This window comes from Aeromonas sobria (genome assembly GCF_000820145.1).
Classification (GTDB): domain Bacteria; phylum Pseudomonadota; class Gammaproteobacteria; order Enterobacterales; family Aeromonadaceae; genus Aeromonas; species Aeromonas sobria.
Window position 1 is genome coordinate 269,257 of the sequence record NZ_CDBW01000032.1, and the last position, 16,877, is coordinate 286,133.

A 16,877-nucleotide genomic window follows, 5' to 3' on the forward strand; every position below is an offset into this window, starting at 1 on the left:
GTCCCCGCGTGGGGAAAAGATAAAAATGGGCGCTATCGCAAGGGAGGCAGGCATGTTTCGATTAGGGTTCATCATTAATCCGGTCGCCGGGATCGGCGGCGCAGTGGGCCTCAAGGGCAGTGATGGCATGGTTGCCGAGGCGCTGGCCCGTGGCGCTATCCCTCGTGCGCAGGATCGGGCGCGGCAAGCGTTATTGCCGCTGTGTGAGTTGGCCACCCCGTTCGAACTGCTGACGGTGGCAGGAGAGATGGGGGAGACGGTGGCCCGTTCCCTCGACTTGCCCTGTCGGGTCATCTATCGTCCGACCACAGAGATGACCTCTGCCGACGATACCCGCCATGCCGCCGAGCTGATGCGCGAAGCCGGGGTCGATCTGCTGCTGTTTGCCGGTGGTGATGGTACGGCGCGGGATATCTGCGCCGCGGTGGGGGAGTCCTGCCATGTGCTCGGCATTCCGGCTGGCTGCAAGATCCACTCCGGGGTCTACGGGGTGACCCCTGCTGCCAGCGGGCGGGTGGTGGCACGGATGATCGCAGGGGAATTGCTCAGCCTGATCGATGCCGAGGTGCGTGACATCGACGAGGAGGCGTTTCGTGCCGGCAAGGTGCGTGCCCGCCACTACGGCCAGCTGAAGGTGCCCGGCGATCTGCGTTATGTGCAGGCGGTCAAACAGGGGGGCAGGGAGTCTGAAGAGCTGGTGCTGGCCGACTTGGCCGCCGGTGTGGTGGAGCAGATGGAGCCAGATACCCTCTATCTGATGGGCTCCGGCAGCACGGTGGCGGCCTGCATGGCTGAGCTGGGTCTGGAAAATAGCTTGCTCGGTGTGGATCTGGTGGAAAATGGCCGACTTATCGGGCAGGATCTCAGCGCCGTCGAGATCCTGACCCGGATCCGTGGCCGTCGCTGCCGACTGATCATTACCCTGATCGGCGGACAGGGGCATCTGTTCGGGCGCGGAAATCAGCAATTGAGTCCTGAGGTGATTCGGTGTGTCGGGCTGGACAATATCCAGGTGCTGGCAACCAAAGCCAAGCTGGCTGCCCTCGCGGGCAGGCCGCTGCTGGTGGACACCGATGATCCGCAATTGAACCGGGCGTTGCGTGGTTATCTGCAAATAACCACGGGATACAAGGATCAGGTCATCTACCCGGTGGCCAACCCGGAATAGGACGCCAAGGACGCTGCTGGCCTGGCGCCAGAGAGCCGCAGTCACCCGAATTGCGGTTCCACACCCCGAATTATTTTCCCGGCAATTTTTTTGCCAGCCACTCTGGAAATGAGGCTGCGTTACATGACAATTCACGATTTTGAGCACAAGTTGTTGGGACTGATCGACAGCATGGTTGCCACCGCAACCGAAGATGAGCTGTTTGCCGGTGGTTACTTGCGAGGTCATATCTCGTTGGCAGTTGCCCGGGCTGAACTGGAAGGCAAGACGCTGGTACGAGATATCAAAAGTTATGTATTGCGCAGCCTCAACGAGGCGATCTTGCAAGGGGAGCTATCCGAAGAGGATGAGAAATTGGTGCAGGCGATGTGGATTCGTTTGCAACAAGACGCAGAAGCTTGATCGGATACACATTTCAAACAGAAGTTTGAGTTTATCCTTCCCTGAAGTTAGTGAAACGTTAATAATAAGTTTCGCCTTTTGTTTCAGGGATTAAACTATGGCCTCCTCTTCACGTATTGCCAATAAACTGCCGCTCGAGATGCTCTATCACTGGGAGCGGCAGTGTCCTGATCGAACCTACCTGCGTCAAACCATCAACCGCGAATATGTCGACTTCACTTGGGGTGAAGTGGCCGATGAAGCGCGGCGAATGGTGACAGCCTTGCGTCACCTCGGTCTGGTGGCTGGTGACAAGGTGGCGCTGCTCTCCAAGAACTGCGCCCAGTGGTTTATCGCCGATCTGGCGATGCAGATGGGGCAGTATGTGAGCGTGCCCATCTATCCGACCGCCAACGTCGACACTATCGAGTACGTGCTGCGCCACAGCGAGGCCAAAGCTATTTTCATTGGCAAGCTGGATGACTGGAAGAGTCAGGAGGTAGGCGTCCCTGCCGATCTGCTGCGTATTGCCTTCCCCTACGACACCATGCCAGCCAGCCATCAGTGGGATGACCTGCTGGAAGCCCACGAACCAATTTCTGACAGCCCGGTGCAGGCCCCTGACTCTCTGCTGAGTCTGGTCTACACCTCCGGCAGTACCGGCAAGCCGAAAGGGGCCATGCTGAGCGTCGAGCGCTACGCCTGGTCTTGTGAGAAGCTGGTGGAAACGGTGGGATTGTGCGCCAGCGATCGCGGCTTCTCCTACCTGCCGCTGGCCCATATTACCGAGCGGGTCTATGTCTACGGTGGCAGCTTGTATGGCTGCGCCGAAGTCGCCTTCCCCGAATCCCTCGATACCTTTATCGAGGATGTCAAACGCTGCCGTCCCACCGTGTTTATCTCGGTGCCGCGGTTGTGGGCGATGTTTCGCATCAAGATCCACGAGAAGCTGCCTCAGCAGAAACTGGAGTTGCTGCTCAAGATCCCGTTCATCTCTGGCCTTATCAAACGCAAGCTGCAAAAGGGGCTGGGGCTGGATCAGGCCCGGGTGCTCGGCTGTGGCTCCGCGCCGGTCTCCCCTGCGCTGCTGCAGTGGTATCTGAGCATTGGCCTCAAGGTGACCGAAGCCTGGGGCATGACCGAGAACCACGCTTACTCCACCATCAACTACCCGTTCCGCGCCGACAAGATCGGCACCGTCGGCAAGGCGGGGCTCGGGGTGAACATCAAGATCTCCGACGAGGGGGAGATCCTCTGTCGCTGTGAAGGGATGATGCTGGGTTACTACAAGGATCCCGAGCACAGCGCTGAGGCCATCGATGCCGAGGGGTGGCTGCACACCGGCGATATGGGCAAGCTGGACCGGGAGGGTTACCTCACCATCACTGGTCGGATGAAGGACGTGTTCAAGACCGCCAAGGGCAAATATGTCGCACCGGTGCCCATCGAAGGGCTGCTGGGGCAAGAGCCCATCATAGAGCAACTTTGCGTGATTGGTTATGGCATGCCCCAGCCCATCGCACTGGTACAGCTGGCCGAGAGTGCCATGAAGGGCAATCGGGAAGAGGTTAATGCCAAGTTGGAGGCGGCGCGGGTGCGGGTCAATGATCAGCTGGAATCCCATGCCAAAATTCGCGGCATTCTGGTGGTGAAGACCCCCTGGAATATCGAGAACGGCGTGTTGACCCCGACCATGAAGATCAAGCGTCACCTGCTGGAGCATAAATATGCTCGACTGGGGGATGACTGGTCATCCTCCCACTCGGTGGTCTGGGAGGAGTAAGGCTCCCTTTACTGCCGATAACAGCATCAAACAACCGCGGCCCATGATGGGCCGCGGTTGTTGTTGGGGATTGTCACTCACCCCTGTTTTGCGGGCGTGTGACAAGTGCCCCTTGGCTAGATCAGCGCTAGCGCGGCGGCCAGATCGGCGATCAGATCGTCGGCATCTTCCACCCCGATGCTGAAGCGGATCAGATCGTCATTGACCCCGGCGGCGAGACGGCTCACCTCGTCCATGGCCGCGTGGGTGGTACTGGCCGGATGGCAGGCCAGACTCTCCAGATCGCCCAAGCTCACCGCCTGCACGAACAGCTGCAGGTTGTCGAGCAGGGTGGCGCAGCGGGCAAAGCCGCCTTCCAGCTCGATGCTCACCATGCCACCAAAGCCGCTGGCGAAGGCGCCGAGGGCATCGTGACCCGGGTGGTTGGCAAGGCCTGGGTAGATCACCTTTTTCACCGCCGGATGGGCCGCCAGAAACTCGGCCACCTTTTGTGCATTGTGCAGGTGAGCATCCATCCGCAGCGGCAGGGTCTTGACCCCCCGTTGCAGCAGGTAGGCCTCCTGCGGGCCTATGGGGGAGCCGATATGCTTGAGGGCCACGGTGCGGATAGATTTCATCAGCGCGTGAGAGCCCGCCACCACCCCGGCGATGATGTCGCCGTGGCCCCCCAGATACTTGGTGCCGCTGTGCATCACCACGTCGATACCCAGCTCCAGTGGGCGCAGCAGGTAGGGGGTAAGGAAGGTGTTGTCACACACCGTAATGGCGCCCACCTTGCGGGCCGCCTCGACCACGATCCGCGGATCCACCACCTTGAGGGTCGGGTTGGTCAGGGTTTCGAACAGTACCACCTTGGTGGAGGGGCGGATATTGGCCAGCAGATCCTGATCGCTCTCGTAGGCGGTGACCTTGATACCAGCTCGGCTGAAAGTCTGCTTGAGGAAGGCATCGGTGCCGCCATAGAGCGGGCCGATATAGGCCACTTCATCACCGCTGTCGGCCAGTGCATACATGATGGCGCTCACCGCCGCCATGCCGCTCGCTACCACCAGCGCTTCATCGGCACCCTCCAGCGCAGCCAGTTTCTGCTCCAGCTCGGCGGTGGTGGGGTTGCCAAAGCGGCTGTAGATAAAACCGGGGGCCTGACCGGCAAAGCGATCCTTGCCCGCCTGGGCGTTGAAGTAGCTGAAGGTGCTGCTCTGGTAGAGCGGGGTGGTGAGGGCGCCGGTCTGGGGATCGATCCGCTGGCCACTGTGTACGCTCATGGTCTTGAATTTCATCGTATTACTCCGTTCTGGCCAGCTGCTGGCCCTGATGTTCCGCGTTTAAAATCGATATGAAGGGGCGCAACTGGCGTCCCTTCCGGTGACATATTCGTTCGGGCGATGTCCAGCATTCCGCTGGTTCAGGCGGGCTCCCGCTGCTCCTTCGACAGCTCCCTCGGCTGCGATGGCACGGCGTAGTTGCTGGCATAGGGTGCAGCATAGTGACGCGCCGCCACATCCGGATGGGAGCGCAGCCGCCCTTTCAGCACGTTCTCCCCCACCTGATTAAAGAGCGGGTTGGTCGGGTCACTCTCCGGCCCTTGCGCCTGCTCTGCCAGCGCGGGGGAGAGGGTGAGCAGGGGTACGGTGGCATCGAGCCGCGCCGCAATAAAGAAGGCACAGGAGAGGCGCGAGACGCCGGGCGGCGGGCTCACCACCCGATGCAGGGTCGCCTTGAGATAGCCGTTGGAGGCCAGCTCCAGCAGCTCGCCGATATTGACCACCAGCGCTCCCGGCAGGGGCGGCGCGGAGATCCAGCCGTCGGCCGTCTCGACCTCAAGCCCCGAGTGATTGTCCTGCATCACCAGCGTCAGGTAGCCGGGATCCTTGTGGGCGCCGACCCCTTGACTGCTGCCACCCGCCTCTTGCCCCGGGTAGTGAATCAGCTTCATATGCTGATAGGGGGCGCCGCGAATGCTGTCGTCAAACACGTTGGCCGGTTGCTTCAGCACCTCGGCGAAGGCAGCCAGCAGGGTGAGGGTGATATCGCTCAGCCGCTCCTGCCACGCCAGCAGATGGCCTTTCATCTCGGGAAGGGTAGTCGGCCACTGGTTGGGGCCGATCAGCCGCTGCCAGGGTTCACGGATCAGGGCCGCAGGCAGGGCCTGCGCCTCATTCATGATATCGAACTGCTCTCGCAGATCCGGCCGCTGGCGGGTCAGCTCGGCACCGACCCGGTTGTAGCCGCGAAAGTGGGGGCTGTTGACCATCTGCACCGCCAACTTCTCCTGCTCCGGCAGAGCAAAGAAGCGCTCTGCCAGCGCCAGGGTTTCTAGCATCTCAACCTTGCTCAAGCCGTGGCCGACCAGATAGAAAAAGCCCACATCGCGGGCGGCCGCGGCCAGCCTGGCCTGCATAGGGCGACGCAGGTCGGGTGCCCCGTTGAGGGCAGCCAGATCGATGATCGGCAGTGGTGAATGTTCCATGTGCACCTCCTCACTCTTTCGTTATCTCTTGCCCTGCCGCCACTTGTTGGCAGGCCTGATAAGCGGCAAACGGGGTGGCGCGACAGCGTGGCATAGTGAGCCCGGGTGATTGCGCCATTTGGATGAGGGGGATGCTACTGTGCGGTTTAGAAAGACGGAAACAACAAATTATTCTTAGTTATATACAAAATTCGAAATTGAATTCGGGATTGAATTCGGAATTGCGTGGCCATGCTGTCTGTTAGACAAGGGCATGCCGTGTGAGTCGCAGCGGGGAGCCGTAGCCAACCCGCAGGATCACTCCACAGGGCAAGAAGGGGGGATGATACCAATCACATTAACGATGCTTTCACCCCCAAACGAGGGCAGGAGTTCGACAGCTCGGCAACCCTCCTTTGATGGTGTGGGGCAAGCGCACGGCATCTATACCTTTGTGGGGAAGCTGACATGGATGCCTGCCATCACGCTGGGTCACCTGAACAGTATCGGTGCCCATGTGTGGATCAATCAGGGGGGCTAAGCGATAGGGAGGTTGGCCCGGTGATGTTCCGGGCCAGCCGCGTTACTCACTGGGCGTTTTCAATACCCAGTAGCTCAGGGCCGATCCCACGCCACAGCAGGCGATGGCGATGGCCATGGGCAGTGGCGATTGGGGCGGATTGAGGTTAACCAGAATGCCGACCAGGGCGCCGATGCCAAAGCGCAAGGTGCCCGCCAGCGCGGAAGCTGTGCCCGCTGACTGGGGGAACTGCCCCATCAGGCCGGTCATGGCATTGGCGCCCACCAGACTGATATGGCCGATAAAGAGCACCACCGGAATCACTATGCCCCACAGGCCGCCGGTCTGGCTCCAGGCGTTGTAGATCAGCAGGGCGCCCGCACAGGGCAGCACCAGCAGGCCGTATTGCAGCATCCGCTCAGAACCCACCCCTTTCACCAGTCGGCTATTGACGAAGGTGACCACCATCATCAGCAGGATATTGAGGCCAAACAGCCAGCCGTAGTGCTCGGTCGGCACCTTGAAGTATTCGATATAAACGTAGGGTGAGGCGCTGAGAAAGGCGAACATGCCGGAGCTGGAGAGGGCACCGCACAGTACATAGCCCATGGCGCCGCGATGGGAGAGCACCCCCCAGTAGTTCTTGAGGATCTGGCCCAGATTAAGGGGTTGGCGGTGTTCGGGCTTGAGGGTCTCCTGAATTTTCCACTGCATCACCAAGGACACCAGCAGGCTGATCCCCACCAGCAGCCAGAAGATCACCCGCCAGCTGGTATGGGCACTGATATAGCCACCAATCACAGGGGCCACCAGCGGTGCCAGCGTCATCACCAGAATGACGAATGACATGGCGCGGGAAAACGCATCCTTCTCGAAAAGGTCGCGCAGCAGCGCATTCACCACCACAGAGCCCGCTGCGCCGCCAGCCGCCTGCAACATCCGATAAGCCAGCAGTTCCGGCAGTGAGTCTGCCATGGCGCAACCCACCGATGCGATGGCAAACATGGTGAGCCCGATCAGGATCACCGGCTTGCGGCCATAGCTGTCAGCCAGCGGGCCGTAGAAGAGTTGGCCGATGGCAAAGCCGCCTAAAAAGGCGCTGATGGTGAGCTGGGCCCCATCAATGCTGGTGGCCAAGTCCCGGGCAATGGCCGGAATGGCGGGCAGGTACATGTCCACCGCCAGCGGAGTCAGGCCTGCCAACGCGCCAAGCAGAATAAATAGAAAGCGGGGTGAGAGAGGGAGGGGATGTCTGTGGGGCATAAGTTATCCGGTCGTGAACTATGGCGGCAGAAGAAGAGCGGGAATTCTATCAGCTTTAGCGTCGCCGAGCATGGCGTTACTGCCCCCTCACCGGAGAGGGCAGGTGTTAGCCTTGGCGCTGGCGCCGCAGGGTGCGGATCTGACTGGCCAGCAGCAGGCTCCAGATCAACCAGGCGATGAGTGATAGGCCGTAACCGAGCCGCTCCGGCCAGCGGGCGGTCAGGGTGAAGGTAACCTGATGGCGACCAGCAGGCACCCACACCTGTATCAGCCCATTGCGGGTGCTGCTGATGGTCAGTGGCAAGGTGTCATCCAGCCTGGCTTGCCAGCCCGGGTAGTCAAATTGGTGCAGGATCAGTTTGGCAGGGGCTGGCGCATCGACGGTCAGGACGATCTGCCGTGGCTGCCAGTTGAGGATCTGCCACGAGATCCCTTGCTGCTCTGTGGTGACCGCGGGTTGAAATTCATCTTTCCAGGCCAGCAGGGTCGGGGCAAACATGCCTTTTGGCACCTGCTTTGGCCGGTATTCGCGGGCGCTGCGTTTGCTGTCAAACTCCCCGTCCAGCGCGCTCTTTTGCGGCGCCTGGGTGAGCGGAGATTCATGCACATAGACCGCCTGCGAGAGCAGGGTGAGGGCCAGCACCGTCCACCAGAGCCATTGCCAGGGGCGATAGGCGGGGACGCCCAGCGCCACCACCGCCACGGTGGCAATCACCAGCAGCAGATTGAGTCGCCAGGGAAACTGCACCAGCTGTAGCGGAGGCAGCAGGTGCCAGAGTGGCTCGCTCAAGGGGAGCATCATTAAAAAGCTGAGGGTGCCCAGGGTGCCCCAGATCAGCAGTTCCGGATGGCGTGGCTCCCGTGCCGCGGCCCATGCCACCAGTAGCAGGACGAGGGTGAGCAGGGTCAGCCAGGCCAGATGGCCGCGAAAACGCCAGTCACTACTCGTTTCGGGCAGACGGTCAAGAAAGTTGCGGTGAAACTCGAACATGCCAATGCGCATCTGATCCATGGAGATCCCCCCCTGATCCAGCAAGGCTGGCAACAGCAATAGGCTGGCCATCGCCAGCCCCCAGAGCTGGCCCAGCAGGGTGGGCCAGAGGTGCAGGGTTATCTTGCTGCGCCAGGCCAACAGCAGGCTGCGCACGGTGAGCAACCCCAAAATGAGCAGGGTGCTCGGCAGATGGGAGAGGGTCAGCAAGGCGACAGCCAGTGCGAGCAGTAACAGGGCAAAGGGGGCTCGGCGGCAGAGGCGATCCTGAGCCAGCAGCGCCAGCGGTGCCCAGACAAAGGCCCAGCTCTCGGCCAGTGCAAAGCGTGCATAGATGTCGATCGCCAGATGATAGGGCAGTGCCATGTAGAGCAGGCTGGCGGCGAGCGCGCGACCTGACGTGGCAAAGGGGCGCAGCCAGAGATAAGCAAACAGCCCGGATAAACCGAGCGCCAGAGTGTTGCTCCAGAGCAGGGGGATCATGGCGTGATGGGCGAGGGGCTCGGGGCCAGCGAACAGGGCACTCACATAGTAGGGGAGTGGGGGATAGAAGAAGAATGCCGGGCTGCCGAAGGCGCCGTTCATCTCCATCAGCCAGCGGGGATAGATCTCCCCTTGCCACAGTTGCACCGCAAAAAAGTGGCCAGATAGCAGATGGTGAAACAGATCGTGACCCTGACTGCCCCCACGTAGCCAAAACGGCAGCAATAGCAGGGCGGTCGCTGTCATCAGTGCCAATGGAACCCATAGCCACTCTCTGGTCATACGCATAAGGAGACCCAGTTGTTATGGATGCGCAGTGAGTGTAACCGAGTCGCAACCCTCTTTTTGAGTCATTTGGGTGAGTTTTGCGCTCTTTTTATGTTGTTTGTCATTGGTGATTCCACGGTCACCGGTGAGGGGATGGCAAGCCAGAGGCCGGGCTCGGCGGCAAAGCGCGGGGCAAACCAGTACTGGCGCACCGCGGTGGGCATTTCGTTCGCGGCGATGGAGCTGCGACTGAGGCGGCAGGCTCCCTGAGAGAGCGCCAGCGCCGCATCCCCCTTGTACCAGCCATCGGTCACCGGCAGTGCCGTGGTTTCCCGCAGCAGTCTCACTCCCCACTGGGTCACCAGCGCCGGGCAGCTTTTCTCTGCGAGCCTTGCTGCCTGCACCATGGCGGGTGGACGGGGCAGGGTAAAGGTCACGCCGAGCAGCAGCAATCCGGCCACCGCGACCAGCCACTCGCCACGGCGTGGCAGCCAACCTGCCAGCAGCACAATACCGAGCAGGGTGATGGGGGCCAGATGGCGGGGATTGTCGGGATTCTGGCCAAACAGGGTCCAAAACAACAGGGCGAGCCAGTAGAGTCTCCAGAGTACGGAGAGGGCAGCAGGGTGGTCTTTTGATCTTGGCCAGAGTGGCAGCACCAACAAGGCCACCATCAGCAGAGGCCAGATCGGAGTGAGCTGATCATGGAAGGTGCGCGCCCAGCTTAACAGCCGGTCGCCGTGGGCTGCCGCCGTGTTGCCCCACAGGGTAAAGTGGCCATCGGTAAAGCGCCGCCCCTCGCTAAAATAGGCCCAGCCATCGGCCTGCCAGACAAACAGCAGGCTTATCAGTCCTACCAAGGCGATGGGGAGCACAAACCTTACGCGTGTTCCCTGCTGCGTCATCCCGAGCCAAAAGGGCAGCAGCGCCAGCACGAAGTAGGAGGGGCGCAGCGCCAGCAGCAAGCCCAGTAACAGACCCGCCAGCGCAATTCTGCGCTGCTGCAAAGCCAAGAGAGCCCCAAGCCAGGCAGCGAGAGCGGGCCCGTCCGAAAGTCCGGAGAGCGCCAAGGTCGGGGTAAGCGGCAGGGCCAACACCAGTAGCCAGACGGGGGCGAGCAGGCTTGGCCGTTGCCATAACCTGACCGCCAGCAAGGCGGCGAGCGGCGCCAGCAAACTGCTACCGAGCAGGCTTGCCCACTGCACCGCGCGGGCTGGATCGTCCACCGCCAGATTGATCAGCCGCGCTAGCCAGATAAAGGCGGGGTAGCCCGGAAAGTGGGGGGAGAACTCCAGCACGCTAAAGCGCGTTACCCCGTGGGCGAAATTGAGGGCATCGTCGGAATCGAGCGCCACCGGGAAGGCCAGCAGCAAGCCGAGCCAGGCCAGTTGCAGCAGAATGAGTAGCCAAATGGTGGTTGAGCAGGGGGAAGCCCAACGCCGATACGTTACCTTCCCCCTCATCCCCAACCCTTCTCCCGCAAGGGGAGAAGGGGGCAAACCGGTGTCCGGGTGCATCTATCGGCAGGCTGTGCGTAGGGTGGGTAGCGCGAAGCGAAACCCACCGTTTGTCACAGCGAGATGGCGCAATGCTTGGCAGGTAGCCATCAAAGCGGCGCCAGCACGGCCATCAGCGCTTTTTCCGCTTCGGCAAATGCGGCGGCATCGGCGGGCTTGGCGCCCACCCCGAATACCCCCGGGTTGCCGATGGCATCCAGCACCTTGGCCAGCGCCTGTTCGGCCGCCTTGCGATCCCCTTCGCTGAAGGAGGGGAGGATCAGATCGAGGAAGCGCTTGCTCTTGACCACCAGCACCTTGGCGCTCTGGTAGTCGCCAAGATTCTGGCTGGCCCCTTCGAGGCGGCGCTCGATCTCCGCCTTGTAGGCGCGGTTGAGCAGGGCGGCGGTGGCAGCGGCATCTTTCCCCTTGATGGCGGCGGCCAGCGGCGCTTGCAGTTCCACCTTATGGTGCTGTTCCAGATAGGTCAGTTCGTCGGCAATCTCGCTTAAGGTGGCGCTGGCATCCTTGCCATCAGTGGCGGCGCCAAGCAGCGCTTCGCGGGCGTCGATCAGCGGCTCCTTGCCGGCGGCGGCGTAGGAGTAAGCCTGCGCCTGCCCGCTCAGGGTCAGCATCAGGGTGAGGGCGAGTAAACCCGGGCGGATGGTCATCCTGTTCTCCTTTCTTATGCCAAGAGGTTATGCCAATGGCGCGGCACTCAGGCCACGCTCTGGGTTTCAATGACGGTATTTTCATTGCGATGGTTAAAGATGGCATGACGTCTGTCCACACCGTCGATCACCATGTCGGCAGCCATCATCCCCATCTCCATGGCGGTGTCGGTGAAGATATAGCGGAATGTCCCCTGACGGCCGGTCATGATGAGGTTATTGATCGGCATCAGCGCCTTGATGGCTTCGTTGCGGCGCGCCTGATAGCCAAGATCCATTAGCGGATAGGCGTACTCGCTGCGCGCCTCGAAGGTCTCATCGCCAAGCTTCTGGGTATCGACGCCGAGGCTTGCCAGATCAGCGGTGACCCGACCGCGCAAGTCTGCCAGCGGCGCCTGCCAGGTGGCATCCCCCGGATTGCAGGGGATCTCCAGCATCACCGAGGTCTGGCCCTGGGGCGCCATAAAGGGGCTGCGGCGGCGCGGCTCCTGCAGGCGGGTCGCCAGAATATGGGGGTCGGAGAGGTACTGCCAGGTGTTGTCCGACAGGTTCTCCTGTTTAAGCGGCATATTGACGAAGCGCAGCGACCGGTAATGCAGATCGCACGGCAAGCCCAGATGCTGGCAGGTGAGTGGCAGCGGCAGGGTGGAGATCACCTGATCGAAGACGGCGCTCTGTTCAACATTCTCTTGCGACCAATACACCCGTTCGATACGGCCATTAGCCTGCTCAAGGCGGGTGATCGTGGCGCCGGTTTTCAGCAGGGCCCCCTCGGCCACCAGCCGCTCGCCCAGAGTGGTGAAGATCTGGCCAAAGCCATACTTTGGATAACGGTACTTGCGGGCATAGGTGCGCACCGAGAGGTTGCCGTTGCGTCTTGGCAGCAGGCGGCGCGCCACGTCTTTCAGATCGATCAGGCTGATGCGCTGACCGGCCCAGTCGGCGGAGAGCTTGTCCGGGTTGATGCCCCACAGTTTGCCGGTGTAGCCCTCGAAGAATTGGCGATAGAGGGTGCGGCCAAAGTGACTCTGGATCCACTCGGCAAAGCTCGCCTTGGCAAAATCGTCCGGCTTCTTGCTAAAGGGCAACAGCAGCAAGTCTTTCACCGCACCGGCCATCAGCGGCAGCGGGGCTGTCTTGATCAAATTGGTGAGGTTCAAGGGGTAGTCATAGGTGCGCCCGCCAAAGCGGATCACGCTCTTGCGCTCGGCGTGGAGCAGGTCGTCACCCATCAGCTCGTCGATAAAGGCGAGCAGCTCGGGGTTCTTGGTGATAAAGCGGTGGCCGCCGTAGTCGAAGCGATACTCGCCATCGCGCCCCTTGAAGGTCTGGGTGGCGCACATGCCGCCGACCACCGGCTCCTGCTCGAACAGGGTGACCGCAAAACCGGCGCGGCGCAGGCGCCAGGCGGCCATCAAACCGGCGGGGCCAGCACCCAGCACCGCAATGTGCTTCTTGTTGTTATCGCTCATGACGTTTTCCGAAACTGCTTGATAGATAAGGGAACCGCATCAATTCGCGGCTCCCGAATGGTGTTGTTACCCCATGGCCTTGATGCCACAGGCGTGCGGGCTCAGCCCTTGCTGGATGTGGTGCTCACCTGCGGGCGATAGCTGCGCTGCCAGAGGGTAACGAAAATAGCCAGATAGAGGGCCCAGGTCAGCAGCTGCAAGCCAGCGGGTGAGGCATTGTAGCCAAACAGAGCGCGCAGGAAGGTACCAAATACCCCCTGATCGTCGAGAATGTGGCTGATATCGAACACCGGCGTGGTCCAGAAGGTGATGCTGTCTGCCGCTTGCAACATGTTGACGGCTGACGACAACAGGCCAGCGGCTATGATGATGATGAGCAGGCCGGTCCAGCGGAAGAAGGGGGCCAGCGCCACCTTGCGGGTGGAGCGCAGCAGCCCCCACACCAGTGCGATGGAGACCAGCAGCCCCGCCAGCGCACCCATCAGGCCGGATTGCAGATCCACCCCTTGCCCCGAGTAGAGCAGGGCGGAGAAGAAGAGCACGGTTTCAAACCCTTCGCGCATCACAGCAAGGAAGGCGAGCAGCACCAGACCAAACAGGTTGCCGCCATCGATGGCCGCATCGATGCGCGCCGTCATGGCCCCTACCTGGGATTTGGCCTGCTTTTGCATCCAGATCGCCATATAGGTGAGCACCAGAGTGGCGAAGATCAGGATCCCCGCCATCAACAGGTGGTTGTAACGCTCGCTCTCGAACTGGCTCACCACCACCTGGAACAGGAAGGCGACGACAAGGGAGGCGATAAGGCCAAGCCCTACCCCCAGATAGATGAATTTGTTGTAGCGGCTCGCCCCCAGCTTGGCGAGGTAGGAGAGGCAGATGCCAACCAGCAGGAAGGCTTCCAGCCCCTCGCGCAGGGTAATGAGAAAACTTGCAAACATCAGGATTGAGGCTCCGTAGCGGGCGTGACGGGAAGAGGCTGCAGGGTAAGTTGCAACCGATTTAGCTGCACTATGGGTGACTCCGGCAAGCTGGGCTCGGCGGCGCGCACCGCATCATTGACCCACTTGGGGTAGGTGCGGAAATTGAGTTTGATATCGGCCTTGAAGGGCCCTTGGGCATCCGCTGGCAGTGGCCAGGCTTCATCGCGCCAACCATCGGCTGGAATGCGGGTATCTTCCAAGAGCTTGGCGTAACGCCAGAACTTGAGCCCCACCGGCTTGCCCTTGGCATCGCCGAATACTTTGCGAAACAGCCGCGCATCTTCAGGGACGGTGCCATCCACCGGCTGGCCGCTTGCAAGCACCACCTTGCCGGTGGCGTCGGTGACGGTCAGCTCCAGCCAGAGTTCACGGAAATCGGCTACCCCGGTGGGCAGGGCATGGCCCGCGCCGGTATTGGCGACCCGCACTACCAGCTGTTGGCTATCGGCTGCTTGCTCGATACGGGCCGAAAGGGTGGCGCTGGAGCGCAGCAGCGCCAGACTCTCCTGCTCAAGGTCGGGATTGCGCAGCCCCACCAGCTGATGCTGGGCGCCGGTAAAGTTGTGGCGATAGAGCAGCGCTTTCATGGTGCCGTTTTCGGTGGACTGGCCCGCCACCGGCGCGCCGCCATTGCCCGGCTCCGGGTTCATGTGGCAATCGATGCAGGTGCGCCGTTTGGCGGGATCCTCCGCGTTCGCAAAGCTGGATTTTTCCCACTCGTCCCAGGTGTTGACGATATTGGCGCCGGTGCCCGGGGCAAACTCGTTGTGGCATGACTTGCACAGGGCCGCGTCGCGGTAGAAATCCTTCTGATAGGAGGCTTTGTGAGCCGCCGGACGGGCGTTGATCTGCCGCTCGGCCAGCCAATGCTGGAGGCTGCCGCCCGGTGCATCCTCGAACACATAGCTCTCGCGGCCTTTCAAATTGACCGTAAAGGCGCTGTTGCCGCCCGCGTCTTCCACTTTGGTGATGCGATGGCAGAGCACGCAGCCGGTCCCTTCCTCAACCACAGGTTCGCCCGCCTTGTGGGCGGCAATCAGCGAGGCGCCGCCCTGCTCGAACATGTGGGAGCCCTTGGGCAGATCGAGTTGGCCGGTCATCACCTGCTGGGGCATGTGGCAGCCCTGACACCACTGGCCGAACGCTTCCCCTTCGGTTTCGCGGGCCAGCGCCTGCACCACCTTGTAGTAGGGGTGGGAGTTGCCCATCAGCCGGTGGTTGCTCTCGCTCCAGTCCTTGAACGCCTGTTGGTGGCAGTTCTGGCAGGAGGCAGAGTTGAGCCACTCTTTCGGGTGGGTGGTCGGCGCCTTGGCGGGATCCGTGCGCGGGGCATCGAGCCGCAGCCAGTTGGTGAGATAGGGGAGGTTGCCATCGGCGGTGACGAAGGCGTGCAGATCTTCCATCATCGCTTTCACTTCCGGTTGCGGCTTGGCGGGGTCAACCGCCTCGGCGCCATCGCGGGTGTCATGGCCCATGCCGCCCTGGGTCTGCTGGGTCATGCGCAGGTATTCGCCGACAAAATCCCCCGCCACCATGTTGGTGAGGTTGGCATGGCCGTTGATGGCGTTGTCGCCGCTCTTCTGGCGATGGGCCGCCATCAGATAGCGGTTGGTGAAGTTGAACCCGTCCAGATGGCAGGAGTTGCAGCTCATCCAGTTGTCCCCCGCCATGGGGAAGCGTGAGTTGGACGCTGTGTTACCAAGGTTGAACAGCCGCTCGCCGCGCTGAAGTGGTTCGGGGCGCGGATCCGTCTCTACCAGCTTGGCGAAGTGGGGCGTATCCACCGTCACGCGAGCGAAAGGGCCGCTGCCGCCGCTATTGAGACGGGTAAGATCCTGTCCCATGGCGTTGTGCACCAGAATGTGGTCGCCGTCGATCAGCAGATCCCGCGGATTCTGGCCCGGCAGGTGGCGCAACAGCTGGGTCGCCTTGGCGCCCCCCTGAAACTTTTTGCGGCGGTGGCGGTTGTTATTGGATTTGCCGCTGCGGGAGAGGTCAAACACCAGCAGATCTTCCGAGCCCGCCAGGGTCAGATAGACCCGCTTGCCGTCGGCGGCGAAGCGGGCGGCGAACGGGTTGGAGACGATCTGGCTGCGGTTGCCGACGCTTGGCAGATTGATCTGCAAAAAGAGCTGCTTTCTTTCATCGACCCGCTCTTTCTCCTCATCGAGATCGATGATGGAGACGGCCGGAAAGACGGTGCTCTGAAACTGGAAGGGGTGATCGAAGCTCCACAGCACATGGGGCAGCCAGGCCTCGCTGCCATCTGGGGAGAGGGCGATGCCATCGAGCAGGCGCGGCAATCCCTGCGAGTCGCTCGGCGTGTCGCTGTGGGTCTCGGCCAGGGTAATGAGCTTGGGCTTGGGAAGCGAAGCGCCCTTGGTGCCGTGGCCAAGCTTGGCGAGATCATAGATGGCGAGCTGGCCGGTCATGGCGTGGGTGAGTAGCAGGCGATCATCGTTGGTCAATGCCAGCCCGCGCGGAGTCTCGGCGGTTTCTGCATCCAGCTGGAGGTTGCCCGCGGTGTCGTAGGCCTGCAGGCGAGCTGATTCGAACAGCGTGACCCAGAACCACTGCCGCTTGGCATCGAAGATGACCCCGTAGGGTCTATGGCCGGTGGCGATTGCCTTTGCCAGATCGAGATCATCATCCAGCAGCAGCAGGCGATCGCCGCTGTAATCGGTGACCAGCAGGGTGCCGTCATCGGCGCGGGCAAGCTGGCGCAGATCGCCCCCCAGCTGCACCTCTTTGAGCCGCTTGCCGCTATCGCGCTCAAGCAGGGTGACCGAGCCTGCGCTCAGGTTGGCGGTAACGAGGCGCGGGGCGTTCCCCGCTTCATAGGCGAGCATCCCAGCGCCCATCTGCTGGGCAAACGCGAAGGGGCTGGTCAGCAGCAGGACGAGAGCCAGCAGGGGTGACAAAAGTGCACAAAGAGATGACTTCAACATGG

Annotated in this window: 12 protein-coding genes; 3 read left to right on the forward strand and 9 right to left on the reverse strand. The window is 61.6% G+C overall.

The genetic code is table 11. From position 1 onward, the window contains the following. Positions 1 to 52 precede the first annotated feature (52 nt). The 3 genes from BN1135_RS14965 (at position 53) to BN1135_RS14975 (ending at position 3,332) form a co-directional block, all read left to right on the forward strand. Positions 53 to 1,168 (forward strand): ATP-NAD kinase family protein, encoded by a 1,116-nt coding sequence (locus tag BN1135_RS14965; protein ID WP_042022444.1) that lies wholly within the window; start codon positions 53 to 55, stop codon positions 1,166 to 1,168. A gap of 123 nt (positions 1,169 to 1,291) precedes the next feature. Beyond that, entirely contained in the window at positions 1,292 to 1,570 is a 279-nt protein-coding gene (locus BN1135_RS14970; protein ID WP_042022445.1) for a YfcL family protein, read from the forward strand. 97 nt (positions 1,571 to 1,667) lie between these two features. Continuing rightward, a complete protein-coding gene (locus tag BN1135_RS14975; protein ID WP_042022447.1) occupies positions 1,668 to 3,332 on the forward strand; it encodes an AMP-binding protein in 1,665 nt (554 codons plus the stop codon). A gap of 116 nt (positions 3,333 to 3,448) precedes the next feature. On the opposite strand, the gene BN1135_RS14980 is transcribed toward BN1135_RS14975, so the two are convergent. The 9 genes from BN1135_RS14980 to BN1135_RS15020 all read right to left on the reverse strand — a co-directional run bounded on the left by BN1135_RS14980 (position 3,449) and on the right by BN1135_RS15020 (position 16,875). Further along, positions 3,449 to 4,612 (reverse strand): trans-sulfuration enzyme family protein, encoded by a 1,164-nt coding sequence (locus BN1135_RS14980; RefSeq protein ID WP_042022450.1) that lies wholly within the window; start codon positions 4,610 to 4,612, stop codon positions 3,449 to 3,451. A gap of 125 nt (positions 4,613 to 4,737) precedes the next feature. Further along, positions 4,738 to 5,802 (reverse strand): isopenicillin N synthase family dioxygenase, encoded by a 1,065-nt coding sequence (locus tag BN1135_RS14985; RefSeq protein WP_042022453.1) that lies wholly within the window; start codon positions 5,800 to 5,802, stop codon positions 4,738 to 4,740. 562 nt (positions 5,803 to 6,364) lie between these two features. Next, positions 6,365 to 7,564, reverse strand: coding sequence for a Bcr/CflA family multidrug efflux MFS transporter (locus BN1135_RS14990; RefSeq protein WP_042022455.1), 1,200 nt, complete (start codon positions 7,562 to 7,564; stop codon positions 6,365 to 6,367). Between the two features lie 106 nt (positions 7,565 to 7,670). After that, positions 7,671 to 9,326, reverse strand: a complete 1,656-nt coding sequence (locus BN1135_RS14995) for a hypothetical protein (protein ID WP_042022457.1) — start codon at positions 9,324 to 9,326, stop codon at positions 7,671 to 7,673. A gap of 62 nt (positions 9,327 to 9,388) precedes the next feature. After that, on the reverse strand, positions 9,389 to 10,768 hold the full coding sequence (locus tag BN1135_RS15000; protein WP_042022459.1) for a hypothetical protein: 1,380 nt from the start codon (positions 10,766 to 10,768) through the stop codon (positions 9,389 to 9,391). A gap of 143 nt (positions 10,769 to 10,911) precedes the next feature. Then, positions 10,912 to 11,472: a hypothetical protein gene (locus tag BN1135_RS15005; protein WP_042022461.1), complete on the reverse strand. Its 561-nt coding sequence runs from the start codon at positions 11,470 to 11,472 to the stop codon at positions 10,912 to 10,914. 47 nt (positions 11,473 to 11,519) lie between these two features. Continuing rightward, positions 11,520 to 12,944: an NAD(P)/FAD-dependent oxidoreductase gene (locus BN1135_RS15010; protein ID WP_042022462.1), complete on the reverse strand. Its 1,425-nt coding sequence runs from the start codon at positions 12,942 to 12,944 to the stop codon at positions 11,520 to 11,522. 101 nt (positions 12,945 to 13,045) lie between these two features. Beyond that, positions 13,046 to 13,885 (reverse strand): FTR1 family iron permease, encoded by an 840-nt coding sequence (locus tag BN1135_RS15015; protein ID WP_042022465.1) that lies wholly within the window; start codon positions 13,883 to 13,885, stop codon positions 13,046 to 13,048. Beyond that, on the reverse strand, positions 13,885 to 16,875 hold the full coding sequence (locus BN1135_RS15020; protein ID WP_042022467.1) for a YncE family protein: 2,991 nt from the start codon (positions 16,873 to 16,875) through the stop codon (positions 13,885 to 13,887). The genes BN1135_RS15015 and BN1135_RS15020 overlap by 1 nt, the downstream gene beginning before the upstream one ends. Positions 16,876 to 16,877: the final 2 nt, after the last annotated feature.